18 protein-coding genes are annotated in these 26,087 nt (G+C 40.9%); 7 read left to right on the forward strand and 11 right to left on the reverse strand.

All coding sequences use genetic code 11. The features are described 5' to 3' along the window. Positions 1-3 precede the first annotated feature (3 nt). The 6 genes from nuoG to ndhC form a co-directional block, all read right to left on the reverse strand. The gene (gene nuoG / locus FPL17_RS10485; protein ID WP_159884939.1) at positions 4-2,688 is read right to left on the reverse strand and encodes an NADH-quinone oxidoreductase subunit NuoG; all 2,685 of its coding nucleotides are present in this window, start codon (positions 2,686-2,688) and stop codon (positions 4-6) included. Positions 2,689-2,699: 11 nt separating this feature from the next. Then, positions 2,700-4,025, reverse strand: a complete 1,326-nt coding sequence (nuoF, locus tag FPL17_RS10490; protein WP_004804772.1) for an NADH-quinone oxidoreductase subunit NuoF — start codon at positions 4,023-4,025, stop codon at positions 2,700-2,702. Beyond that, positions 4,022-4,531, reverse strand: a complete 510-nt coding sequence (gene nuoE, locus FPL17_RS10495; protein ID WP_004804770.1) for an NADH-quinone oxidoreductase subunit NuoE — start codon at positions 4,529-4,531, stop codon at positions 4,022-4,024. Before nuoE ends, nuoF begins: the two co-directional genes overlap by 4 nt. Positions 4,532-4,543: 12 nt before the next feature. After that, complete coding sequence (nuoC, locus tag FPL17_RS10500) at positions 4,544-6,331, reverse strand: NADH-quinone oxidoreductase subunit C/D (RefSeq protein WP_004804769.1); 1,788 nt, start codon at positions 6,329-6,331, stop codon at positions 4,544-4,546. 87 nt (positions 6,332-6,418) lie between these two features. Next, the gene (locus FPL17_RS10505; protein ID WP_004655450.1) at positions 6,419-7,096 is read right to left on the reverse strand and encodes a NuoB/complex I 20 kDa subunit family protein; all 678 of its coding nucleotides are present in this window, start codon (positions 7,094-7,096) and stop codon (positions 6,419-6,421) included. 6 nt (positions 7,097-7,102) lie between these two features. Continuing rightward, positions 7,103-7,654: an NADH-quinone oxidoreductase subunit A gene (gene ndhC, locus FPL17_RS10510; protein ID WP_005151251.1), complete on the reverse strand. Its 552-nt coding sequence runs from the start codon at positions 7,652-7,654 to the stop codon at positions 7,103-7,105. 397 nt (positions 7,655-8,051) lie between these two features. Between ndhC and FPL17_RS10515 the strand changes: the two genes are divergently transcribed. The 4 genes from FPL17_RS10515 to FPL17_RS10530 all read left to right on the forward strand — a co-directional run bounded on the left by FPL17_RS10515 (position 8,052) and on the right by FPL17_RS10530 (position 11,792). Next, positions 8,052-9,470, forward strand: coding sequence for a GGDEF domain-containing protein (locus FPL17_RS10515; protein WP_159884941.1), 1,419 nt, complete (start codon positions 8,052-8,054; stop codon positions 9,468-9,470). A 92-nt stretch (positions 9,471-9,562) separates the two neighbouring features. Next, the gene (locus FPL17_RS10520) at positions 9,563-9,919 is read left to right on the forward strand and encodes a hypothetical protein (RefSeq protein ID WP_005191290.1); all 357 of its coding nucleotides are present in this window, start codon (positions 9,563-9,565) and stop codon (positions 9,917-9,919) included. 162 nt (positions 9,920-10,081) lie between these two features. Beyond that, a complete protein-coding gene (locus FPL17_RS10525; protein ID WP_159884943.1) occupies positions 10,082-11,071 on the forward strand; it encodes a hypothetical protein in 990 nt (329 codons plus the stop codon). Positions 11,072-11,090: 19 nt separating this feature from the next. After that, a complete protein-coding gene (locus FPL17_RS10530) occupies positions 11,091-11,792 on the forward strand; it encodes a glutathione S-transferase family protein (protein ID WP_159884945.1) in 702 nt (233 codons plus the stop codon). Positions 11,793-11,892: 100 nt separating this feature from the next. Here the strand turns inward: FPL17_RS10530 and bfmS are convergent, their stop codons facing one another. Then, the gene (gene bfmS, locus FPL17_RS10535; protein WP_005151261.1) at positions 11,893-13,533 is read right to left on the reverse strand and encodes a sensor histidine kinase BfmS; all 1,641 of its coding nucleotides are present in this window, start codon (positions 13,531-13,533) and stop codon (positions 11,893-11,895) included. 106 nt (positions 13,534-13,639) lie between these two features. Then, complete coding sequence (gene bfmR, locus FPL17_RS10540) at positions 13,640-14,356, reverse strand: response regulator transcription factor BfmR (RefSeq protein ID WP_004655457.1); 717 nt, start codon at positions 14,354-14,356, stop codon at positions 13,640-13,642. Between the two features lie 544 nt (positions 14,357-14,900). On the opposite strand from bfmR, the gene FPL17_RS10545 reads away from it, so the two are divergent. From FPL17_RS10545 to FPL17_RS10555, 3 genes are all read left to right on the forward strand, one after another. After that, entirely contained in the window at positions 14,901-17,735 is a 2,835-nt protein-coding gene (locus FPL17_RS10545; RefSeq protein ID WP_159884947.1) for a ribonucleoside-diphosphate reductase subunit alpha, read from the forward strand. A gap of 91 nt (positions 17,736-17,826) precedes the next feature. Then, positions 17,827-17,958: a hypothetical protein gene (locus FPL17_RS10550; RefSeq protein ID WP_004804753.1), complete on the forward strand. Its 132-nt coding sequence runs from the start codon at positions 17,827-17,829 to the stop codon at positions 17,956-17,958. Positions 17,959-18,101: 143 nt separating this feature from the next. Further along, positions 18,102-19,385 (forward strand): ribonucleotide-diphosphate reductase subunit beta, encoded by a 1,284-nt coding sequence (locus tag FPL17_RS10555; RefSeq protein WP_005191303.1) that lies wholly within the window; start codon positions 18,102-18,104, stop codon positions 19,383-19,385. A 123-nt stretch (positions 19,386-19,508) separates the two neighbouring features. Here the strand turns inward: FPL17_RS10555 and FPL17_RS10560 are convergent, their stop codons facing one another. The 3 genes from FPL17_RS10560 to hsdR are packed head-to-tail and all read right to left on the reverse strand — an operon-like array spanning position 19,509 to position 25,832. Continuing rightward, positions 19,509-21,908 (reverse strand): restriction endonuclease subunit S, encoded by a 2,400-nt coding sequence (locus FPL17_RS10560; RefSeq protein WP_159884949.1) that lies wholly within the window; start codon positions 21,906-21,908, stop codon positions 19,509-19,511. 15 nt (positions 21,909-21,923) lie between these two features. Beyond that, positions 21,924-23,399: a type I restriction-modification system subunit M gene (locus tag FPL17_RS10565; protein ID WP_159884951.1), complete on the reverse strand. Its 1,476-nt coding sequence runs from the start codon at positions 23,397-23,399 to the stop codon at positions 21,924-21,926. A 54-nt stretch (positions 23,400-23,453) separates the two neighbouring features. Continuing rightward, positions 23,454-25,832: an EcoAI/FtnUII family type I restriction enzme subunit R gene (hsdR, locus tag FPL17_RS10570; RefSeq protein WP_159884953.1), complete on the reverse strand. Its 2,379-nt coding sequence runs from the start codon at positions 25,830-25,832 to the stop codon at positions 23,454-23,456. Positions 25,833-26,087 lie beyond the last annotated feature (255 nt).

A 26,087-nucleotide genomic window follows, 5' to 3' on the forward strand; every position in this document is an offset into this window, starting at 1 on the left:
GAATTACACTCCTACCGCCACAGAAACAGGCTCTGCCAATGAAACAGTTGGTGCTAAACCAATTGGATAACCGATATAACCTGTTGGTAAATATTCGATCACTTGTACTGGCAAGCTAATACTCGTTTCACCCGCTTTCACTGTAATACGTTGACCATCTTGAACATTTAAGCGTGTCGCATCTTGCTCACCCACAGCAAACATTGCTTCAGGAATACGAGATTCCATCGCAGGTGTTTTAATGGTGAATTCGCCAGAACCAAAAATATGGTGCATTGGCACAAGGCGGAAGCTTTCAGGATTCACAACAACAGCTGAAGGTGCTACATAGCTACGCGCAGGACGTTTTGCTAAACGATCGAATAAACGTACACCCGAATCACCACCTTTTAAGTGACCACCCACTTCATCTTGGTATTTATTCCAAGCTTGTGGTGAGTTCCAACCCGCAGACCATGCGAAAGGTACCAATGAAGATGCAGTCTGATTCCCTACATAACCTTCCATAGAGAACGTTAATGCAGAGTCGATATCCGTTGGTTGCTTAGGTTCGTGAATCGATAACGGCGCACGCATTGCGGTACGACCTGAGTAACGACGTGGTTCACGTGCAATTTTCAAACCGTGGATACGATAGCCGGCATCTGGTGCAACGTCTTCAATTGCAGCAAGCACAGGAACATTTTTCACGATGTCATCAATCACATCATCAAGCAATGTCCAATCGACTGCTTTGCCTTTGAGACCTGTCTCAATGGCATGTAACCAGCGCCATGATTCTTTGATCGCGTATTCAGGTTTGTAGTAGCTTGGGTCATACACTTGATAGAAACGTTGTGCACGGCCTTCTTGGCTAACCACAGTACCGTCACCTTCAGCAAAGCTTGCTGCTGAAAGTACGATATCTGCAAGTTTCAAGGTTTCAGTTTCGCTATGATCGAGTACGATCACAGTTTCAGCCTTGTCAAATGCAGCTTTCACTTGAGCCACTGGTAAACGACGAGTTAAGTCATTTTCAATCACAACCACTGCATCATAATCTTGTGCAAATGCTTGTTCTAAGCTTAAGCCACCAAACAGCGCCAAGCCCATTGAGTTCACTTCAGGAACAGTCAATGACAAGCCTGCATGTTCACCTAAGTTTTGTGCAACTTGAGCTGCAGCTTCCATGATCGCAGGATCTTGTAAGCTGGTACCAGAGATAATCAATGGCTTTTTCGCTGCTTTCAAAGTATCTGCAATGGTTTGCGCAAATGCTTTGGCATCATCAGCTAAACCAGAAAGCACTTCACCTTTAACAGCAGCAGCAACCGCGAAACCTAAACGTGCGATATCATTTGGTGATGCAACCACTTCACCTGTTGCTACATCGGCTAAACGCGTTTGAGTTGCAGCAAGGATATAGATTGGTGATTTTGCATCTTGACCGATACGTTGTACAGGTTCAGCTAACCAGTCTGGCGTACGTGTTGCAGCAGCCATTTCTTTGGCTTTGTTTTTCGCAGCTTGGCGAACTGACAATGCCATACGTGGCGCAGTTTGAGTTAAGTCTTCGCCCAAGATCAACACCGCATCATAGCTTTCAATTTCACGCATGTTCGGGTTATAGATCCCCTGTGTTTGCATGATTGATGCAGCTAACTCAACCAAGTTTTGATCTTTTTGCGACATACCTGTTGAGTAGTTGTCTTGTCCAACCAATTCACGCAGTGCGTAGTTTGATTCCAAGCTTGCGCGTGGTGAACCAATACCTAACACTTTCTTGCCTTGAAGTTGAGTAATCACTTGATCAAGTGCCTGATCAACACTCACAGTCGCAACAGTTTCACCATTGCGGAACTGCGGTTGACGTGGACGATCTTCACGATTCACATAACCCGTACCGAAACGACCTTTATCACAAAGGAAGTATTGGTTCACTGAACCATTGAAACGGTTTTCAACACGACGGATTTCGCCATAGCGTTCACCCGGAGAAATGTTACAACCTGAAGAACAGCCATGACATACGCTTGGCGCATACTGCATGTCCCACTTACGGTTATAGCGTGCTGAATGGGTCTTATCCGTGAATACACCCGTTGGACAAACTTCAGTCAAGTTACCAGAGAATTCAGACTCTAAAGTGCCTGATTCTGGACGACCAAAGTAAACACGTGAAGCATTGGCATAGACACCAAAGTCCGTACCACCCGCATAATCTTTGTAGTAACGCACACAACGATAACATGCGATACAACGGTTCATCTCATGCGCAATAAACGAACCCAACTCTTGGTTGTAATGCGTACGTTTGGTAAAGCGATAGCGACGACGGTCATGTTGCGTCATGACGGTCATATCTTGTAAATGACAGTGACCACCTTCTTCACAGACTGGACAGTCGTGCGGGTGGTTCGTCATCAAGAATTCAACAATCGACGCACGGAAATCCGTTGCTTCTTTGTCTTCAATCGAAATATAGGTATTGTCGGCAGCAGGTGTCATACATGACATCACCAAGCGTCCACGTGTGTCCTCAGGATTTGCGTACTGAGTCACCGCACATTGACGACAAGAACCAACAGAACCTAAGGATGGGTGCCAACAAAAATACGGGATGTCGATGCCAAGGCTTAAACATGCTTGTAGCAAGTTTTCAGTGCCGTTGACTTCATACGATTTTCCATCGACATGAATTGTAGCCATAGTCGAATTCCTTAAGCTTGTTCTACGTCTAGAGCAGGAGCATGGGTTTTAACCTTTGCTTCAAACTCGCCACGGAAATATTTAAGTGCGCCCATAAGCGGCTCCATCGCACCTGGTGCGTGAGCACAGAAAGTTTTACCAATCCACAATTTACGAGTAAGTTCTTGTAAATGATCGATATCCTCTTTCTTACCTTCGCCTGCTTCGAGTGCTTTAAGCGCTTTAACTGCCCAAGGTAAACCATCACGGCATGGTGTACAGAAACCACATGATTCACGTGCAAAGAATTCTTCTAAATTACGTGTTGCAGAAACCATACATTGAGTTTCATCCACAACCATCAACAAACAGGTTCCTAAACGTGAACCCGCTTTCATGATTGTTTCAGAATCCATTGGCAAATCAATGTGCTCAGCTGCCAAGAAGTCAGTCGAAGCACCACCCGGTAACCATGCTTTCAAAGTAAGACCATCACGCATACCACCCGCATGTTCTTCAATCACTTCACGCGCTGTTGTACCGAATGGAAGTTCCCAAAGACCAGGGAATTTAACTTTGCCTGATGCGCCATAGATCTTGGTACCCGGATCTTTCGACTTACCAGCAGAAAGATTGATGTACCACTCAGGACCACGAAGCATAATCGCTGGCAAGTTGTTATAGGTCTCAACGTTGTTGACAATCGTTGGACGGCCCCATGCCCCTGCAACTTGCGGGAATGGTGGCTTAGTACGCGGATTGGCACGACGACCTTCAAGCGAGTTGATCAATGCAGTTTCTTCACCACAGATATAACGACCTGCGCCAGTGTGAACATGCATATCAAAGTTCCAGCCTGTTCCAAGGATGTTGTCACCCAAGTAACCTTTGGCACGAATTTGCTCTAATGCTTCATTTAAGTATTGAGCTGCTTCAACATATTCACCACGGATGAAGATATAACCTTGAGTTGCTTCTAAGGTATAACCTGCAATCAGCATGCCTTCGATCAATTGATGAGGAAGTTTTTCCATCAACAAACGGTCTTTAAAGGTACCTGGTTCCATTTCATCGGCATTACAAATCAAATAGCGTGGACCACCATCATTTGGTGCCATCAATGACCATTTAATCCCCGCTGGGAAACCTGCACCACCACGACCTTTGACCGTCGCAGCTTTAATCACTTCAAGCACGTCTTTTGGCGGCATGCTCAATGCTTTCTTAAAGCCAGCATAACCTTCAAGTGCTTCGTATTCATCTGCCGCACGAACAAACTCTTGTTTGCTCAAACGCCAAGTCAATGGATGCGTTTCTGGGTTACCGTCGCCATAAATTGGTTTTGGTTCAGTATTCATACATACTTCTCCAATAACTGTTTAACTGATGACACGTCCACCAAACCGTGAGTATCTTCATCAATCATTAAAGTTGGACCTTTATCGCAGTTGCCTAAACAGCAAATTGGGAGCAAGGTAAAACGACCATCTGCTGTAGTTTGTCCGTACTGGATACCCAACTCGCGCTGGAATGCTTCTGCCAAAGTTTCTGCACCCATCAAGAAGCATGCAATTGAGTCACACAATAAAATCACATGGCGACCAACCGGTTGACGGTAGATACGGTTATAGAAAGTTGCAACACCTTCAAGATCCGCCACACTCATCGTCAACAACTGTGCAATCGCATTCATTTGTGCATCATCTACCCAACCATTACGGCGCTGTACACACTTCAAAGCATCCAAAGAGGCTGCACGTGGGTACGGGTAATGACCAATGTGATGTTCAATGTCATGAATTTCGTCAGCAGTCAAAATCCCTTCAACATTCACACGTGGTTTTTTATCAGTCAAAATCATCATAATCGTTTACCCCTAGCGATCCACGTCAGCCATAACCACGTCAATGGTCGCCAAATAAATGATCAAGTCAGAAACCAAACTGCCGTTAATCACTGAAGGCATTTGCTGTAAGTGAGTGAATGTCGGTGTACGAATACGGGTACGGTAACTCATGGTTGACTTATCTGAAGTCAAATAATAAGTACTCGCGCCTTTCACTACTTCCGTCATAAATGATGACTCACCAGCAGGCATTACTGGACCCCAAGATACGCTCAAGAAGTGCGTAATCAAGGTTTCAATATCTTGTAATGTCTTATCTTTCGGTGGTGGAACAGCCAATGGATGATCCGCTTTATAAGGACCAGATGGCATGTTGTCCAAGCACTGTTGAATGATTTTCAACGACTCAGTAATTTCACGGAAGTGAACCAAGACACGTGCATATGCATCGCCTTCATATTCCACTGGAATATCAAAGTCGAAGTTTTCATAACCACTGTATGGACGATATTTACGAACGTCAAAATCAATACCCGTCGCACGTAAACCAGTACCCGTTACACCCCAAGCCAACGCAGATTTAGCATCGTATTGCGCAACGTTACGCGTACGACCAATAAACACTGAGTTTTTAAGCGCCGCTGTGTAGTACTCGTTCAAACGTTTCGGCATCCACTCTAGCAACTCTTTAACAAGTTTTTGCCAGTTGTTTGGAAGGTCGTGTGCTGTACCACCAATACGGAACCATGCTGGGTGCATACGGTAACCCGTGATTGCTTCAACGATGTCATAGACTTTTTGACGGTCTGCGAACATATAGAATACAGGGGTCATACCACCCGCATCCTGAATCGCTGTACCACAGAACAACAAGTGGTTATTGATACGGAACAATTCGTTCAGCATCACACGAATGACTTGTGCACGCTCAGGGACTTTAATACCAGCAAGCTGCTCAACTGCCATCACGTATGGCATGTTTTGCGCACAACCACCGAGGTAGTCGACACGATCGGTATAAGGAATGAATGAATGCCATGTTTGACGTTCAGCCATCTTTTCCACACCACGGTGGTGATAACCGATATCAGGTACACAGTCTTTCACTTCTTCACCGTCCAACTGTAACACCACACGGAAAGCACCGTGCGCAGATGGATGGTTAGGACCCAAGTTCAGGAACATGAAGTCTTCGTCGTCATTACCGCGTTTTAGACCCCAGTCTTCTGGTACAAAGCGTAAGTGTTCTTGTTCGAAATCTTGCTTTGCTTGGTCTTGCATATACGGCGTATATTCTGTCGCACGCGCTGAATATTCTTTACGTAATGGGTGACCTTCCCAATAGGTTGGTAACAAGATACGGCGGAGCATAGGATGCCCTGCGAAATCGATACCGAACATATCGTAAGCTTCACGCTCGTACCAGTTGGCATTTGGCCAAATGTTGGTTGCAGTTGGAATGCTTAAATCATTTTCATTCAACGCAACTTTAATACGAATATCACTATTACGCTCAAGCGATAACAAGTGATAGAACACAGTGAAGTCAGATGCTGGTAAACCATCGCGGTGAACACGTAAACGCTCATCTACCGCTGATAAGTCAAACAACATCACATAAGGACGTTCCACTTTACGGAGGAACATAAGGACTTCTTGCACGCGTGCGCGCTCAACCCAGACTGTTGGAAACTCTTCAAAAGTCGTCTGCACGTAGAAGTTCTCACCAAATTTGGTTTTGAGCTCTTCTACAATTGCAAATGCAGGGCGGGAATCAACTGGTGTTGATTCTGGCATAGCAATGTCAGTTTCAGCCATTGGCTTGGCTTCCTATTTAATACAAATTCTGGCAATTTTTCCGATGACCATACCCATCACGGACATGTCAAAAACTCATCGTCAAAATTATTTAATATCATCCATAGAGCGTAAGTTTTTCACCGCAATACGTTCAGCATTTTTACGGTCACGTTCTGGCATCATCTTTGGCTTATACACAGGCTGAAGATCATCACCAATAACCGCTGAAAGTGGACGGCGCTCTAGTTGAATTTGGTCTTGAAGTAACATCAATGCTTGAATCAATGCTTCTGGACGAGGCGGGCAACCTGGGATGTACACATCAACAGGAATAATTTTATCGACACCTTGAACCACAGAGTAGATGTCATACATACCGCCAGAGTTCGCACAAGCACCCATTGAGATGACCCATTTAGGCTCAAGCATCTGTTCATACAAACGTTGAATTACAGGTGCCATTTTGACAAAGCAGGTCCCTGCAACAATCATCAAGTCTGCTTGACGTGGTGAAGCACGAATAACCTCAGCACCAAAACGTGATAAGTCATGTACACCCGTTAAAGTCGTTGCATATTCAACGTAGCAGCATGAAGTACCAAAGTTAAATGGCCACAAAGAGTTTTTACGCCCCCAGTTCACCGCTGTATGCAACACATCTTCAAGACGCGTCATCATTACGCTTTTATTCACTTCTTCTTCAAGTGGATCTGTAACGATTTGACGATCTTGTAATGGATATTGATCTGCATCCGGATTCGCACGGGTTAAAGTATATTTCATCCCGACTTACTCCTGTTCAAATGATGATGTAGTCGGTGTTTTTGATTTAACACGACCAGAAGACTGTGCTGGAATATGACCAGTAGGATCGATTACTAACTCTTCAATGTTATTGAATCGCGTAATGTCAGCAATGTTCATATTTGGCGAACCAATTTTGGTTTTAATTCCAGCCGCTTTACGACGATCTGAAGGTGCCCAGTTGAGTGCGCCTGTTGAAAGTTCGTAAATTAAACCGATCAATAAAACTAAAATAAAGACTGCAGCCGTCGCAAAGCCAACCCAACCAACTTCACGAACTGAAGTTGCCCAAGCGTAAAGATAGAGGGCTTCTAAATCGAAAACCACAAAGAAGATTGCAACTAAATAGAACTTGGCTGACAAGCGGATACGAGCACCGCCCGCACCAACTACACCTGATTCAAACTGCTCTTGCTTTGCACGTCCCCATGCTTTACCCCCTAGGAGTAAGGGAACAGTGAGCATAAAAACGCAAAGAAATGTAACGCCGATCACGAAGGCAATTATTGCCCATTCGTATGGAGTAATGGCACTCATGCGGGGATAACTCCTGGCAGGCCTATTTTTAACAAAGAATGTATGTATTGGCCTTCAAATACACCAAACACAAAATTAATCCCGCCAATTGTACCTGATTTCTAATTTCTCATGCTAGTTGATGCGCTTTAGTCTTTCGGATGATTTTGTCCTTAAATTTACAGATATATCCAAGATCATGGTTAATTCACCCCTAAAAATCGAATTATCTAATCAAGAAAACAATATTGATCATTTTTTTCTTTTTCTACATCGTGAAAAAATCTAAATTTTGAGTGCCCCGCCCCAATATATTGCAGCACGAACTAAATCATTGCATTGATACAAATTTATGATGAAAATTTAAACAGAATTTATATAATAGCGCGACCTTGCCTCCCCATAGAAACGCGTCAGAATGCCTATAGCTCTTACAGCATTAAAACCACGCTCACTGTTACACTTATTTCTACTCTTTAGCGGGGTGATTTTACTGTGCTGCCTACTCGGTATTGCGACCAGACACTTAACTTTTCTCGCTTCTTTTTGGCCAGCCAACTCTGTTCTGCTTGGTTTACTGATCCGCTTTCCACAAACACGCCATCCGATCAGTTTTATTGGGGCAATTGTGGGTTATCTACTCGCTGATACTTCCCAAGATACACCTTTTTTACTCAATATTTGCCTTACCTCTGCAAATTTGCTGTATGTCATCACGACATTGGCCCTTTATATCAAATTTAATGCATTCATCCGTTCAATGCATCATGGCTATTTTTATCTATTTCTATTTAGTTTTTGCTGTATTGGTGGATTAGCCAGTTCTTCTTTTGCGGCAATCACCCTTCCTCTATTCAATACTAAATTTGCTTTAGGTTCGTTCTGGATCGACTTTGGTTATTGGTTTACTGCAGAAATTCAAAATGCACTGCTGCTGTTACCGGCCATCATTAGCGCACCATATTGGAGTGAATTTAAACAACAACTGAAAGAGTTTAAAACTCAGACCGTTCAACAAAGCTTGCCGCTATTTGCAGTTATTTTCTCCATTGCAATTGGCTACTATGATGCAGGCCCTGGTTCCTTGCTTTACCCAATTGCGGCACTGATCTGGTGCGCCTTGAGTTATCGCCATTTTTCTGTGGCGATCATTACCTCGATCAGCTGTGCTTTTGTGATCTATCATGTCTCGCAAAACTATCTATTGCTTTACCCAGAGCAATTTTTAAATAATGCCATCTCGATCCGCCTTGGGCTGATTATGATGACCATTGCTCCCCTCACCGTTTCCAGTATTAATATGGTGAGATCCAAGTTAATCCAAGAATTGCAGCATACCATTGCGCACGATGAACTCACCTCAAGCCTCACCCGACGTCAATTTCTACAATCGGTACAATTGCTACAGCAACAGGCAACACACTCAGGTCACACTACCGCTTTCCTGATGCTCGACATTGATCATTTTAAACAGGTCAACGATAACTATGGTCATCAAATGGGAGATCGCGCCTTACAAAGCTGCGTACAAACCATTCAAAGCCTGCTCAGACCACAAGATTTACTCGGACGTTTAGGCGGTGAAGAATTCGCGATCTTTATGACCAATACCGATGCCGATGCGGCCTATCTTTGCGCTGAAAAAATTCGTCTACAGATCAGCCAAACGCCAATTGAACAAGAACAACAGCAAAGTTTCTTCATTCAAATCAGCATTGGAATTTGTGTCTGCGCACCTGAAAATCAACACAGTATCGAGCAATTATTTAAACAGGCAGATGACGCCCTTTATCAAGCTAAAAGACAAGGCCGAAACCAAGTTATCATTTCGACATAATATGTTGCAATTCAGCTAAATACTTTAATTATCTTTATACACAGCCGACTCAATAGATGAGTATTCTAGAATGAGCACAAAAGGAGAAAAATATGCATCTAGAATACACTCACGCTTCGGATTATTTCTTTTTTTCACAACTACTCATGCGTCACATAGAAAGTTATGTTCGAAAACATCCAGATGCTGATAATGCGATTTTTGATTTAAGAGACATATACGAAGTATTTAGAGAGGATTTTGCGGCAACAACGACCAATTTAGAAAGCATTCTGAATATTGCTGACACCTATAAAGTCGAAACCTTAAATGGAGATCAAGCACTCATCCAAGGTTATAAAATCGATATTAAAAATAATGCTCTGCTCATTGATTTTAATGCTGAGGCGCTGACCAGCTTACGTAATGGCAAAACATTAATCACACCAGATGCAACACTGCATGAGTAAAACTTATTCATTTCGTGCCAATAAACGGTCAGCACTTTAGATTATTGTCATTCTTCACTATATTTATAAAAAGCAGCAAAGATGCTGCTTTTTTCTTGCCAATAATTCCAAAAATGGCAAAAGACAATCCAAGAAATGACAATATAGTCTTCAGGAGTGATGATGCAAATCAAACAACTAAATCAAAGTATCACGATCATTTTGTTATTGGGCTTATCGACGATCGCCTCAGCAAAAACCTTGGAACAAGCATTTACCGCAGAGCAAATGCAGCAACTCACCCAATTATTGAAGCAACAGAATTTACTGGATCAGAATAATCAACTGGTAGATGTCATTTCTACCTACGGCGATAATCAGCCTGCTGGACTATTTTCACCTTTATATCAATATGTTTATCAAATCATCAAAGACTCTAGTCTCGTCGATCAAAATACTAAATTCTGGTTTAGTCAGGCGGCTGCGATCAACGCTGCAAACACCAGCGTACCCGCCAGCAACTATATCCGTGGCGCGACTCAATACGGTCTGCAATATCGCGGCGCTATTCAATCCAACATGCCACAATCTCAAATCAATCAACAACTACAAAAAACCTCAAACCTAATTGGGCAAAATGTTATGAATGACATTTTAAGTAGCAAAGGAATACCTGTTTTCCCCGCCATGATTAGCAACGATATTAGCGCAGCAATTGGCAATTACCGCTTGGGCCGTTTTCAGCAAACACCGGGAGGTTGGGGTGGCTCTTTTTACTATTGGAATGCGCCATTAAATTATGGGCAAGTCGAGCAAAACAATGTCAGTGTAGGTCAATCGATTTTATACGGGGCTACTGTGTATATAAACGGTTCCGATCAATCCTTTGATCGCAGTAAAGCAGAATTCTTATATGCCAATAGCCAAGCTGTCACCGATTTTATTCTCGCCAGTAAGAGCAGCACGGTCATTCTACAAAGCTTGCAAAACCCCACAGCGATCAATACGTTGGTAGATAATGCAATGAATTCAATCATGACTGGACTGAATGCCCAAGCACCACAGAGCATCAAAGCTCAATTGGCATCACAAGTCATTGCCAACCTGGGTATACGTGCCGCAACACGTAACTGGACACCAGGACCACACTCCCCAGCAGGCGGACACTATTAACTAGAGCCGATTAAAATCTATGTTAAAACTCTACCATCTAAGCAACTCTCGCTCGCAGCGTATTGTGTGGCTACTTGAAGTCTTACAACTCGACTATGAGCTTATTTTTTGTGAGCGCACTCACAACGGCGAGGCACCTGAGTGGCTGAAGGACATTCACCCCTTAGGTAAGGTGCCCATTCTGGTGGATGACACAGCTACCCCGCCCCAAGTTTTAGCAGAGACGTCCGCTATATTAGACAATCTGCTCACGAAGGAGTCGCTTCATCAGCTCCAACCAATAGATTCAGTAAATAAACAGCACTATTTTTATTGGAAAAATTTTGCAGATGCAACGCTGATGCCGAATTTAGCACTCAAGCAAATTTTCTCTCGCATGGTAGATCGGTCGCCTTTTTTTGCGCGACCTTTAATCAAAATCATCAAGCGAGCTTTTGACCAACAATTTCTCAACCCCACCCTTTATAGCCAAATGGCGTTAATAGAACAGCATCTGACTGCACATACATGGTTTGCAGGAGAAAACGTCTCTGCTGCGGATATCATGATGGTCTTTTTAGTGGAAGCTCTGCTGGACTTAATCCCAGACAGTCAACAGTTTTCTGCAACGATCAATTATATGCAGCGCGTCCAAAAATTAGACTCTTTTCAAGCTGCACAACTCAAAGGTCATTGGAATAGTAAAGAACATCAAATCTACTGGTCAAAAACATGGGCTTAAATTGCTAATCCCCCACTAAGCCTTGCTGTTTTAGAGTGCTCTGTTTCAGAATAAACAAATAAAAAAGGAATGATCTGCGTCATTCCTTTTTACTCTTTCGTTATTTTTTAATTACTTGCTTATATCGCTTTGCAGGCCACGTCATAATAAAACGAGCACCGCCTAAATTTGGACTCTGATCCACCTGAATCGTTCCACCGAACCAATAAGCAATACGGCTGACAATCGACAAACCAAGACCATAGCCACCCGAAGCGCGGGTACGACTATCATCTAGGCGGGCAAAAGCTTCAAAGATTCGCGCACGCTCTTGCTCTGGAATCCCGGGACCGTCATCTTCCACACAAACATAGGCATTACCATCAGCACGGATACCACCGCTGATACGTACCTTGTTATCGCAATAACGGACTGCATTACCCACCAAGTTTTGTACGACACGATGTAGATAACGACGCTCTGCATCGACTTTCAAGGCCAATGGTGGCGCAATCAACTCAATCTCTTTTTGAGTCTTCAAAGCTTCCGTTTCCATTGCCACTTGGTCAAGCACCTCAACCAGTACAATATCTTCGAAGTCTAAAGATGGCGTACCCTGCTCCAATTTGGCATAGGTCATGATCTCATCAATCAAGGTATTGAGTGCTTCAATATCCTTGTCAATCATGTCCACTTGCTGAATACGATAATTATAATCATCTTCTTCAGCCAGCATCTCCATACCAAAACGAATCCGCGCCACAGGTGTTCTGAGTTCATGCGACACCGCACGCATCAATTCACGCTGTGCTTCAATCAAACGCTGAATATGATCTGACATATTGTTATAACTTGATGCCAAGTTTGCCATTTCATCAGTACCTTCAATTGGTACACGTAATGACAAATCACCCGACTTCATCTTGTTCAAAGCATAACGTACCTGACGGATTTTACGCTCAAGCGGTAAAATCAGGCCATAAACACCCAAGCTCAACAAGAACAAGCTAAATAAGGTAATCCCGGCTGAAAGCTGGAACGGCATCCAATTGAACATTGGCACAGGCCCAAGAATCAGGACTTGTGCAGGATGGTTTGGCATTGGAGAAACAATGGAAATCGTGGTGCCACGCATGGTTGCACTGTCTTTATACAACAACACGCTTTGATCTTGGCGTAAGCGACCAATCTGTTCTGAATCCAGATTGATGTCTTTAATATCTTTTATTTCAATTGAATAATAGAAATGCTTTTTAATTTTGTCTAAGTACTCACGCTCCTGCCCTGGATAGAAAATCAAATAATCCAGTACAAAAATCGGAAGCGCTTTCATTTGGCGTTCGCCAATTTTATCGACTTTGATATAAAGAAAATGCTTAGGATCATCTTTCAGGCCAATAATAATATAGCCGATCCCATTATTTGCATCATAACGAACCACCGACTTTTGCTCAGCGACCCTTTTCTTCTCTGTACGGGATAATTCTACCCGTTCAGCATCGACATAGTAGATAGGGAGTTCCAGCAAGTCAGATGCATCGGAAATCCAATCTAACTTCTGTTGTTTTTCTGGCTGACGAGATACCCCTTCACTAATGACATAGGAAATGCCATCTGTGAGAGACTCGCGATATTCTTGCGCCCGTTGATAGTTAATGATTTGGACCAGCAAATAACAAAATGCGGCAACCACAACAACTAAAACCACCAACCCAGCATAAATACGCAAGAATATGCTGTTTTTCAGTACTCGACTCACCATAAGGTAAATAATTCCAAGCTATTAAAATCCCACTTATGCAGCTACGCTACACAAGTCCTTTGCAGAAAGGAAAGAATCCCCCTTTTTTAAGGAGGATTCGAGGGATTTAGATCCCGTTGGTTTCTTTAACAAACAAGTAACCTTTACTACGCACAGTTTTAATGCGTTTCGGGTTTTCTGGATCATCACCAATTTTTGGACGGATACGTGAAATACGTACATCGATTGAACGATCTTGGCCATCGTATTCAATACCACGAAGGCGCTCAAAGATATCTTCACGAGACAAGATACGACCAGCGTTTGAAGCCAACAACCATAACAAGTCATATTCAGCGCTGGTGAAATCAACCAACTCACCATTTAAGGTTACTGAACGGCCACCGTTATCAATGACAAGGTCATCAAACTCAATACGTTGAGCAACTTCATCTTCAACTGTCTTATCAGTACGGCGTAATAAAGCACGGATACGAGCCAGTAATACACGTGGTTGAACAGGTTTCGCAACGTAATCGTCCGCACCCATTTCTAAGCCAAGTACCTGATCCATATCTTCTGTACGTGCAGTAAGCATCAGAATAGGTTGGTGGTAATGTGGACGCACTTCACGACAAACGGTTAAACCATCTGCGCCAGGTAACATCACATCGAGAACCACTAAATCTGGTTGCTCGCTGATAATGCGACGGATTGCACGATTACCATCAGTTTCGACTCCAACTTCTAAACCGTTACGAATCAAATACTCTTGTGTTAAACGTGCTAAGCGTTCGTCATCTTCTACGATCAAAATCTTCGGTAACTTTTCTTCTTGGCTCATTTGTTTGCCCCTAAAATCTGAGTGAATCTATCTATGAAATCTGACAGATACATTGGTTTATGTTTTGCAATATACACACGTTTACATTGTAAACAAGTAGGCGTTCACCAAACTGATACACGCTTACCCAGTTTTGTTATCTTTTTATTAAAATTATGAATTTTAATATATTTTTCAGAAATATATGCATTTTCCGATAGGATGAATATTTAGTATAAATTTTGTGCCAATGTTAAACAATTTGTTTCTTTCTTGGCCCAAAATAATTTAAGTGTTTGTTTTTTGAGTTATCCACAGAGTTATCTATAAGCCTTTTTCAATGGCTTTGATATGCTATGTGACTGTGATTTCAGCAGTTAAGACATGAAAAAAAAATTAGTAAAATGTCAAGGATTGATCTACTCCAAAAAATCCCGTATCTTGTGTTGAAAATAAACTTTAACCACTAAGTATTGTGTTTATCCCTCAAACATCGTGGCATACTTTTTGCTCGATTCAAACGGTCCATGAACATAAAAATAGATGATAATGGAGCTATGCTGACATGAGCATCATCACTTCTACTCCTGGCCAACTTCAGGTCATTAAGCGCACCGGTGAGATTGCGACATTTAATGCCGAGAAAATTTCTGTTGCGATTGGGAAAGCATTTTTAGCTGTTGAAGGTCAACAAGGTACTGACTCAAGTCGTATCCATGACCGTATCACTCAACTGACTGAAATGGTAATGAACACATTTAATCGTCGTTTGCCTTCTGGCGGTACAATTCATATCGAAGAAATTCAAGACCAAGTTGAATTGGCATTGATGCGTACAGGCGAGCAAAAAGTTGCACGTGCCTACGTCATTTATCGTGACCAACGCGCAAGTGCTCGTCAGCAAACTGGTGCGAACCATCACCCTACCCTTCAAATTACAGATGCCAATGGTCAGCTCCAACCATTGGATTTGGATGCGCTTACAGCAACCATTCAAACTGCAAGTGAAGGTCTAGAAGGAATTGATGTTCAAGCCATTCTTGATGAAACGGTGAAGAACTTATATAACGGCGTAAAAGAAAGCGATATCGCGACCACCATGATGATGGCAACGCGTACCCGTATCGAACAAGAGCCAAACTATACTTATGTGACTGCGCGTTTACTTAGTAGCGAGCTCGTTAGCACAGGTTTAGAGTTCCTCGGTCTACCGACAGATACCTTAGAAGGTGATGCTTTAGAAACCTTCTTGAAGAAAGGTATTGAGCTTGATCTTCTGTCTAAAGACTTGCTTGATTTTGACCTTGCAAAATTGGCTGCTGCGATCAAACCAGAACGCTCAAACCAATTCACCTATTTAGGTCTACAAACTTTATTTGACCGTTACTTCATCCATTCAAATGGCGTGCGTTTTGAATTACCACAATTATTCTTTATGCGTGTATCAATGGGTCTTTCGCTCAATGAAGAAAATAGAGAAGACCGTGCAATCGAGTTCTATGACTTATTGTCTAGCTTCGACTACATGGCTTCTACACCGACGCTATTTAACTCAGGTACATTGCGTCCGCAATTATCTAGCTGTTACTTAACCACGATTGGTGATGACCTGTATGACATTTATGGTGCAATGCGTGACAATGCGATGCTGTCAAAATGGGCGGGTGGTTTAGGTAATGACTGGACACCTGTACGTGCATTGAACTCTTATATCAAAGGCACCAACGGTAAATCTCAAGGTGTTGTACCGTTCCTTAAAGTTGCGAACGATACAGCCGTTGCAGTGAACCAAGGTGGTAAGCGTAAAGGTGCAGTTTGTGCATACCTTGAAACCTGGCACTTGGATGTTGAAGAATTCCTAGAGCTACGTAAAAACACAGGTGATGACCGTCGTCGTACCCACGACATGAACACAGCGAACTGGGTTCCTGACTTGTTCATGCAACGTGTGTTTGAAGATGCTGAATGGACATTATTCACACCGTCTGAAACACCAGACCTGCATGATTTAACTGGCGCAGAATTCGCTGAGCGTTATGCACACTACGAAGCTGTAGCAAAAGAACAAAACATGCTACACAAGAAAGTACGTGCTAAAGATTTATGGCGCAAAATGCTTTCGATGTTGTTCGAAACTGGTCACCCATGGATCACATTCAAAGACGTATGTAACTTACGTTCACCACAACAACACGTGGGTGTCGTTCACTCATCTAACTTGTGTACAGAAATCACGTTAAACACAAACCAAGATGAAATCGCGGTATGTAACTTAGGTTCGATTAACCTTGTACAACACGTTCAAGGTGGCGTATTAGATCGTGAAAAGCTTGCGCGTACAGTGAAAACTGCGGTGCGTATGCTCGATAACGTAATCGACATTAACTACTATGCTGTACCACAAGCGAAAACGTCGAACTTGAAACACCGCCCTGTGGGTATGGGTATCATGGGCTTCCAAGATGCATTGTATGAAATGAATCTTGCTTATGGTTCAGATGCAGCCGTTGATTTCGCTGATGAATCGATGGAAGTGATCAGCTACTACGCAATCGAAACATCAAGCAACCTTGCGCTTGAACGTGGTGCTTACTCAACATTTAAAGGTTCATTGTGGGATCAAGGTATCTTGCCAATCGACTCTTTAGAAATCGTTGCGAAATCTCGTCCAGAGCGTATGTTCGAAGTGGATCGTACTCAACGTTTAGACTGGGACACTTTACGTGCCAAAGTTCAAAAAGACGGTATGCGTAACTCAAATGTGATGGCGATTGCACCGACTGCAACCATCTCTAACATTTGTGGCGTGTCTCAATCAATTGAGCCAACTTTCCAAAACTTGTATGTGAAATCTAACCTTTCTGGTGAATTCACAGTGATCAACCCTTACCTTGTTCGTGCATTAAAAGAACGTGGTCTTTGGGATACCGTAATGGTCAATGATCTAAAACACTTCGAAGGTTCAGTTCAAAAGATTGCGCGTATTCCTGAAGAATTAAAAGCAATCTTCGCGACTGCATTTGAAGTGGATACTCGCTGGATCGTAGATGCTGCGTCACGTCGCCAAAAATGGATCGACCAAGCACAGTCATTGAACCTTTACATCGCTGGCGCGAATGGTAAGAAACTTGACATCACCTATAAGATGGCATGGTTACGTGGTCTTAAAACCACATATTACCTCCGAGCTTTAGGTGCGACTTCTGCAGAGAAATCAACCATTAATACTGGGGCACTGAATGCAGTTAAACCAGCATCGGTTGAAGCGCCTGTGGTTGCGGCAGCAGCGGTTGTAACAGAAAAAGCTGAAGTTCAAACTGAAGATGATGGTTTCTCAACAGCAGCGCCAGTGCCATTGGCGTGTTCAATTGACAATCCAGACTGCGAAGCTTGTCAGTAATTTCACACCTCTCTCCATAAATTCCCTCTCCTTTGGAGGGGTGAGGAGCGACTAAAGCTCCGCAAGAGAGGTTTCTATTGAGGCATAGATCATGTTCCATCTCAGTCATAATTATCAATTTGGTGTGATAGTCCTGATCTGTGCCTTTTTAGTGTTTTATATTCCAATGGTTTACGCATTTTTTAAAATACGTAAACAACAGCGTAAGCAAAATAAGTTTTAGGGATTATCAGTGTCCACTGGTCACTTTTTAAAATTTCAGTCAATAAAACTTAATTTTGCTTACACAAATTGAGCGTATAGTAGGACATCTCCTTGCTTGAGATGTCTAAATAAAAGATATAAAGCAACGAAGAGAGAATTAATATGTCTATCCTTAGTTGGGACGATTTTGAAGATGATTCGCAAAAACCGACTGCACCTGAACACAAGTCTGCGCCCATCGACACGCAAAAAACGGTTAATACGCAAGTGGTATCTGATTCAGAGCAATCATCGCCGCGCGTGGCAGCTGCACAACCCGCTGGAACCAATACCGTGCGATCAACAAATCCCACCGATTCGTTGGCACGAGCATCTGCTGCCTTAGAGCATTTAGATGCTGCACCTGGCTTGGAAGAGCTTGAGATGGGTGCACAGCGTGTACAGGTTGATGATAAAGCAATGATCAACTGTCGCGCAGACTTAAACCAGCTTGTTCCGTTTAAATACGAGTGGGCTTGGCAGAAGTATCTTGACGGATGTGCAAACCACTGGATGCCGCAAGAAGTCAACATGAACCACGATATCGCGCTTTGGAAGTCTGAAAATGGCTTAACTGAAGATGAGCGTACCATCATCATGCGTTCTTTGGGTTTCTTCTCAACTGCGGACTCATTGGTTGCAAACAACTTGGTGTTGGCGATCTACCGTCACATTACCAACCCTGAATGCCGTCAGTACATCTTGCGTCAAGCGTTTGAAGAAGCGATTCACACGCATGCTTATCAATACTGTATCGAATCTTTGGGTATGGACGAAGGCGAAGTCTTCAACATGTACCGCGAGATTCCAAGTGTTGCACGTAAAGCATCGTGGGGCTTGAAATACACTCAATCTTTAAGTGATCCGACTTTCAACACAGGTACGCCTGAAAACGACCAACGTTTATTGCGTAACTTGATCGCGTTCTACTGTGTTCTTGAAGGGATCTTCTTCTACTGTGGCTTTACTCAAATCTTGAGTATGGGTCGTCGTAACAAGATGAACGGTGTTGCTGAGCAGTTCCAGTACATCTTGCGTGATGAATCTATGCACTTGAACTTCGGTATCGACATGATCAACCAGATCAAGATCGAGAACCCGCACTTGTGGACGGCTGAGTTCCAAGAAGAAGTGATTCAAATGATTCTTGAAGGCACTATGCTTGAGATCGAATATGCGCGTGACACCATGCCACGTGGTGTATTGGGTATGAATGCAAGCATGATGGAAGAATACTTGAAGTTCATCTGTAACCGTCGTTTAGCGCAACTTGGTTTACCTGAGCAGTTTGCTGGTGTAACCAACCCATTTGCGTGGATGTCTGAGATGATGGACTTGCGTAAAGAGAAGAACTTCTTTGAAACGCGTGTAACAGACTACCAAACTGGTGGTGCGTTAAGCTGGTAAGTTGAATTAGCAAATTATAAAAAACCGCCGAAATGGCGGTTTTTTATTTACTTAGGTCTAATTAACTCACCTACAATATCTGACATGAAATCAAATAATGGTTTTTAGAGATTTAGATTAATATTAAACAGGTACAACGGAATTTTGCTTCATCCACTTATAACCATTAAGAACTTCAACTTTACTAAATCGTTTCTTCTCTTTAGACCAAGCATAAAAGTCTTTTAAAAGCTGGTCTTCGCTAACTGATAGCTTTTTCTCTAACAAACGTAACCAACATGCAAAGAGTGTTGCGACTATTTCTATATGGTCCGACTTACTTGTTCTAAAAATTCCTATTAAGTTATAAATCTCAGACACATCTTTAGCAAAATACCTATTAAATGCTGATCTATGATCATTACACTTACTAAGAGGTTTGTACTTTAAGTCTCGCTTAGGATCATAACTAAACCACTCACGATCTTTAAACTCTTTATCTAAATAACAAGCCATAACTGGATCATAGGGACCAGCGGCATGTTGTTTAAAATCAGCAGCTAAATCCATATGCTTTAACTGTTGGCATAAGTAAATCAATTTTTGTAGCTTTAGATGACCAAAAGTTGGCTCTGTATGCAATTGAAAAGTGATTTCAGCAGCTAGAGATAAAAGCTTCACATCATCGTCAACACTTTCATCTGTAAATAAATCAATTTGGTCAGCAACTTTTTGATTCGATTGCTTAATAGCCTCAATAGGCTTTTCAAACTGAATAATATTGTCTGTAGTTTCGGATTTACTCTTATCGTTTGAACCATTCAATGCATTACTAACTAAGCTATCAGCCAAATGAAGCTTTGTTTTACGTAATTTACTTTGTAGAACCTGCAAGTGTTCAATAATAGAGAAGAGTTGATTTACTTTTTTAACAATACGTTTTTGCTCATTTAATGGCGGTAAAGGCATAACAATATTCTGTGATTTTGTCACAGAGATATTGTCTTGTCCTGCTGTACCAATCAATTCAATTTGATTCAGAAATGAGCCTTCACATAAATATGTATACAGATATTCTGAAATATCAGGAATTAAAACACCAAAGAAAACTATGGCTTGGTTACAGTTCCATTCTGGATAATCATCAGGAATAATTGCAATTTTACCCAAAGGTGGACCAACAATGTTCATGACGACATCATTAGGATAAAGTCTTGAGCGACTTAGCTTTCCTTTATGAATTTCATTATCAATAAATTGCTCTTTATAAGAAAAATCTATCTTCTGATCTCTAATATTATAGACTTTAAGGAAAGGGATACCCAACTGTGTGAATTTATCTGCGCTAGGTGTAGAACCCGAAGAAATTGGACGACAAAGATCAGCGATTTTTGTGTAAATCCACCCACTTGGCAATTCAAAAGGCTTTTCATCGTCAGTTATTTCAGGCAAAGGCTTAGACTTCTTAATCTTACCTTCTTTTACTAATTTCGATTTCTCTTCAGCAATTTGTTCTAGCAATTCACTTGCTGGTTCATCATTAGAGTCTTGTTTTACCAACCTACCCATCACGGCCAACTGCAAAATCGTTTGTTTTAGCTGTCCAATACTGTATTCACTAGTAATTAGCAGATCAAAGTTGTTTGAAATATGCTGCCAATTCTGTTGAAACTCATCATCATCAGATGAGTTAATCAAAACATTTAATAATGTATCAACTAATTGATCATGTGCTTCTGAGCTTAGATTTTGCTGTTGTTCAAGTTGATCACATAGTTGCATCAGCTCATCCACTTTCGCAACTATACGTTGTTGTTCTTCTAAAGGTGGTACGTTTATGACTAATTTTTCCATCTTTTCTTTAGTAAGATGTACCAACATCACACCATGACCTGCATTTTTTATACTTTTAGTTTGTTGTAATAAATAAAGATACAAATATTGTTTATGAATTGCAGTTTCACTAAAAAAATTCAATTTCCAAATATGGTAATGATATATGACTTTTGAACCTTGCCAGATAACTGGTCCAAAAGATGCAGACCATGCAAATAATAGATCACCATTATCACAATATTTATCATCTTCTAACTGAAGATCAGAGTAATACCAATGATCTGAAGTGAATAAGTTGCCTACACGTAATACGGGTGTACCCGCTTCTAGCAATTCATTTTTTTTGTATGCTCTTCCATTTAAAACTTCTACTAAATTTTCTAAATAAGTCTGTCTCCAGTTTAATGGAATATTATTATTTGAAAGATCTAGATTAATATTTTTTCTATTCTTTGTTTTTTTTGAACTTAGTTTAAGTGATTTAATGTTTAATGTATCTTTTAAAGCACTTTCTACATTAGAATCATTAAAATTTTGCTTAGTTAGTTTTCCAACAACAGCTAAATCAAGAATTAATTCACGAAGTTTTTGAATCCCATAAATTGAATCATTAGAACCTGAACTACGTCCACGCCCCGACTTCTTCTCAGTTTCCGCTGTTAACCAAATATCTAAATGCTCAGTAATGAGTTTTTTAACATCTGTCATTTTACTCATCCTGACTTATTGCCCCAAAGCTTCATCTAAAATAGCTTTTAATTGCTGGCGAATTTTAGCAACCTCAGCCTCAAGATTCTCATATTTAACTAAAAGCTCTTTAGGGTCTTTTATATCCTCTTCAATCTGATGCGGATTTTTTATATCAAGGTTATAGTTTCGACCAATAATATCTTGAAGCGATACTTTCCATGCCTGTTCATTTACTATACGACTTGCAAAACCATCACTTTCTTCCCCCCACCATGCTTTTAAAGAGTCGAACTCTTTAAGCTGAAGCGGTTTAGTTTTGTTATAGGCTTTTACACCTTGTGGTAATTGATGTTCATAGAACCATATTTCTTCTGTTTTCTTACCTTTGGTAAAGAATAAGATATTGGTACTAATCGATGTATATGGTGCGAATACAGACTTAGGTAAACGAACAATCGTGTGTAGATTACAGTCCTCCATTAATTTTTCTTTAATCGCATTTTTAATGCCTTCACCAAACATAAAGCCATCTGGTAATACTACTGCTGCACGACCATGCGCTTTTAAAAGCTGAATGATCAACACCATAAATAAATCGGCAGTTTCACGAGTCTGGAATTTTGAAGGGAAATTCTTTTCAATGCCTTGTTCTTCAGTGCCACCAAATGGAGGGTTAGTCAGAACTACATCTACACGTTTATCCGTTCCCCACGAAATCAGAGGATACGATAATGTGTTGTCTCTACGGATTTGTACAGGTACATCAATACCATGCAAAATCATATTGGTTGTACATAACAAATGCGGTAAAGGCTTCTTTTCTATTCCGTAAATACTATTTTGTAATATCTTCTCATCTTCAGCAGTTTGAACATAATTTTCACGTTTATGTTCAATTGCAGAAGTCAGGAATCCACCTGTACCACATGCAGGATCAAGCACAGATTCACTTAATTGAGGATCGATCATCTGTGCCATAAAAGTTGTGACTGCACGTGGAGTATAAAACTCACCAGAATTCTTGGCTGCTTGTAAATCACGTAATAACTGTTCGTAAATATCACCAAAGGCATGACGTTCTTTAGATTTATTAAAATCAAAGCCTTTTTGAATCTGATTAATGACTTTACGAATCAAACCACCAGATTTCATATAGTTATATGCATCAGCAAATACATTTTGCACGACACGAGCACGCAGATCATCATTTTCAACAGCTAGATTTTGTAATGCTGGGAACAATTCATTGTCGATGAAATCTTTAAGCTCATCTCCTGTCATACCTTCATCATTCGCAGCCCAATTGCGCCAACGAAATTTTTCAGGAATCGGGGATTTAAAAGTTTTCCCTTCCAATAAAGCTAAAGTTGCCAGTTCATTTTCTCGATCATCAGCAACTTTCAGGAACAACATCCACACCAACTGCCCAAGACGTTGTACGTCACCATCAACACCTACATCTTCACGCATAGTATCTTGGATGGATTTAATTGTTCCTGAGATGCTCATATGACAACTGCATTAGACTTTAAAAATTTGGCGGCAATTGTATCAATCAGACCGTTAAGATGCATCATCATATAAGTGATCTCCTAATTCTTTTAAAGCATTTGTATACGCTTCAACCGACCCAAATGACTGAATAATTTCAATGATTGATCCCATTTGATTAAACGGAGGAATTTGTAAAATCTTTACATCTTCAATTGGCTCAATACCTTGATCTGCATATTTATCGAGTAATGCATCTAATACCTGACGAGCCTGATCATTATATTTGGTGAAATAGTTACGTTTACGCACATTATTCGCACGTTCTTTTTTAGTTAATGCAGGCTGATCGAAAGCAATGTGGCAAATCATATCAAATGGATCAAAATCTTTGCCAACCTCATCCTCTAATGCTTCAAAAATTACGCCCTGCTTTTTGAACTCATCAATAATGAGTGACTTCTTATCAGTACCTTTCCATTTTCTTAAAAATACATCTAAAGATTCATAATCTTTTAAAATATGCTGACGCGTATAATCTTTCAGAGATTCAGTCACTAATTTTCCATCGTTATCATAAAACTGAACACGCTCTCCAATTACATTAACAGCAACATCATTTACATAGAATTTTCTTGGTGGTTCGCCATCACCTCCACCAATATCTTCACCACCAGAAGTACCACCTGTTGTTGAATCATCATCAGGATAATCGGTCTCATCACCTTCGTCTTCTATATCTGGCTCATCGGGTGGTACTACAGGTTCATCAGGTTTCGGCTCATAAATGACAACAGGCTCACCATCAAACGCTGGGTCACTGAAAAGCTCTGTCGCCTTCTTGAAATCCATAATCGTAAACCAAGTTTTTCCAAACTCTTCATTGATACGCGTACCACGACCAATCATCTGTTTAAACTCAGTCATAGACTTAATATGCTGATCAAGCACAATCAATTTACACGTTTCTGAATCTACTCCTGTGGTCATCAATTTAGAAGTTGTTGCAATGACAGGATAGCGCTCTTCAGGATTAATAAAGTTGTCTAGTTCAGCTTTACCTTCTTTATCATCACCAGTAATACGCATGACAAACTTACGGTTTTCTTTGATTCGTTCTGGATTTAAATTTACTAAAGCTTGCCGCATACGCTCTGCATGATCAATATCATCACAAAACACAATTGTTTTGGCATAAGGATCTGTATTAACTAAGAACTCTGTAATTTTTTGAGCAACAAGTTCTGTACGACTCTTTAAAACAAGCCCTTTATCCATATCTTTAAGATTATAGATGCGATCAGTAATTTCATTACCATTTTGATCTTTCTTGCCTTTTTCTGGTCGCCATCCTTGTAGGTCTTTATCTAAATCAATACGCACAACTTTGTAAGGTGCGAGGAAACCATCTTGAATGCCTTGTTTTAACGTATAGGTATAAACAGGATCACCAAAATATGTAATATTTGAAGTATCTTTGGTTTCTTTTGGAGTCGCTGTTAAACCAACATGGGTGGCTGAACTAAAGTATTCTAAAATTTCACGCCATGATGAATCTTCTTTTGCACTTCCTCGATGACACTCATCAATCACAATTAAATCAAAAAATTCAGGTGTGAACTGCTTATAGATATTCTTTTCTTCTTCCGAGCCAGTTACTGCCTGATAAAGTGAAAGATAAATTTCATAACTTTTATCAATCATACGATTTGAAATTTTAGTCATGTGCTGACCAAAAGGTTTAAAATCTTTGTTTTTAGTCTGATCGACTAAAATGTTTCTATCCGCTAAAAATAAAATCCGTTTTTTTGCACCTGCTTTCCATAGCCGCCAAATGATTTGAAAAGCTGTATAGGTTTTTCCTGTACCTGTTGCCATGACAAGTAAAATTCGGTTCTGCCCTCGCGCAATCGCTTCAATTGTTTTGTTAATTGCATTAACTTGGTAATAACGTGGTATGCGTCCTGAGCCATCGTCATAATATGGATATTCAACGATTTGCTTTGATTCAGGGCTAGTTAAACCATTATATTGCTCGTACAGTTTCCATAACCGTTCAGGAGAAGGAAACTCATCCAATCTTAGTTCTTGCTCAACTTTTCCAAATAATCCAGTTTGGTCATGGAATAAGAAGCCATCACCATTACTTGAAAAAACAAAAGGCACTTGTAAGCAATCAGCATAGGCTAAAGCCTGCTGCATACCAGCTCCCAGACTATGATTGTTATCTTTAGCCTCAATAATCGCTAAAGGAATATTTTTCTTATAGTAAAGAACATAATCGGCACGTTTCCGCTCACCACGAGTGTGTAGTTTCCCACGCACCATGATTTGACCATTGGTAAAAGTCACCTCTTCACGGATTTGATGTGCAGTCCATCCTGCTTGTTCTAATGCAGGATTAATAAATTTACTGCATATATATCGTTCTGATAGTTTCTTCTTATCCATTTCAAAGCCATGTATTTGATGTTTATAGCAAGAATAATAGAATGAGATATCTATTTATACAAATCATTCCATCAAATAATCGAGTATTTTTTAAATTAATATGTTGGAATTAAGCTAATAATTTATAAAAACTAGAAAACATCCAAACACATGAAAAATATAATTTATTTATAACTTTATTATATTTTAGATCATTCAAAGTTTATAAATATTTTTCCTTATAAAATATTACGAGATCTAAAAATCTCAAAGAAA

The organism is Acinetobacter dispersus (assembly GCF_009884975.1).
Taxonomy (GTDB): domain Bacteria; phylum Pseudomonadota; class Gammaproteobacteria; order Pseudomonadales; family Moraxellaceae; genus Acinetobacter; species Acinetobacter dispersus.

Excerpts from the sequence above, each read along its gene's own strand:
- FPL17_RS10560 (WP_159884949.1), bottom strand. The coding sequence starts at position 21,908 with ATGACAGATGTTAAAAAACTCATTACTGAGCATTTAGATATTTGGTTA.
- bfmS (WP_005151261.1), bottom strand. The coding sequence starts at position 13,533 with ATGGTGAGTCGAGTACTGAAAAACAGCATATTCTTGCGTATTTATGCT.
- nuoC (WP_004804769.1), bottom strand. The coding sequence starts at position 6,331 with ATGGCTGAAACTGACATTGCTATGCCAGAATCAACACCAGTTGATTCC.
- FPL17_RS10555 (WP_005191303.1), top strand. The coding sequence starts at position 18,102 with ATGTCTATCCTTAGTTGGGACGATTTTGAAGATGATTCGCAAAAACCG.
- FPL17_RS10505 (WP_004655450.1), bottom strand. The coding sequence starts at position 7,096 with ATGAAATATACTTTAACCCGTGCGAATCCGGATGCAGATCAATATCCA.
- hsdR (WP_159884953.1), bottom strand. The coding sequence starts at position 25,832 with ATGGATAAGAAGAAACTATCAGAACGATATATATGCAGTAAATTTATT.
- ndhC (WP_005151251.1), bottom strand. The coding sequence starts at position 7,654 with ATGAGTGCCATTACTCCATACGAATGGGCAATAATTGCCTTCGTGATC.
- nuoF (WP_004804772.1), bottom strand. The coding sequence starts at position 4,025 with ATGAATACTGAACCAAAACCAATTTATGGCGACGGTAACCCAGAAACG.
- FPL17_RS10515 (WP_159884941.1), top strand. The coding sequence starts at position 8,052 with ATGCCTATAGCTCTTACAGCATTAAAACCACGCTCACTGTTACACTTA.
- FPL17_RS10525 (WP_159884943.1), top strand. The coding sequence starts at position 10,082 with ATGCAAATCAAACAACTAAATCAAAGTATCACGATCATTTTGTTATTG.
- FPL17_RS10520 (WP_005191290.1), top strand. The coding sequence starts at position 9,563 with ATGCATCTAGAATACACTCACGCTTCGGATTATTTCTTTTTTTCACAA.
- FPL17_RS10565 (WP_159884951.1), bottom strand. The coding sequence starts at position 23,399 with ATGAGCATCTCAGGAACAATTAAATCCATCCAAGATACTATGCGTGAA.
- nuoE (WP_004804770.1), bottom strand. The coding sequence starts at position 4,531 with ATGATGATTTTGACTGATAAAAAACCACGTGTGAATGTTGAAGGGATT.
- FPL17_RS10550 (WP_004804753.1), top strand. The coding sequence starts at position 17,827 with ATGTTCCATCTCAGTCATAATTATCAATTTGGTGTGATAGTCCTGATC.
- FPL17_RS10530 (WP_159884945.1), top strand. The coding sequence starts at position 11,091 with ATGTTAAAACTCTACCATCTAAGCAACTCTCGCTCGCAGCGTATTGTG.
- FPL17_RS10545 (WP_159884947.1), top strand. The coding sequence starts at position 14,901 with ATGAGCATCATCACTTCTACTCCTGGCCAACTTCAGGTCATTAAGCGC.
- nuoG (WP_159884939.1), bottom strand. The coding sequence starts at position 2,688 with ATGGCTACAATTCATGTCGATGGAAAATCGTATGAAGTCAACGGCACT.
- bfmR (WP_004655457.1), bottom strand. The coding sequence starts at position 14,356 with ATGAGCCAAGAAGAAAAGTTACCGAAGATTTTGATCGTAGAAGATGAC.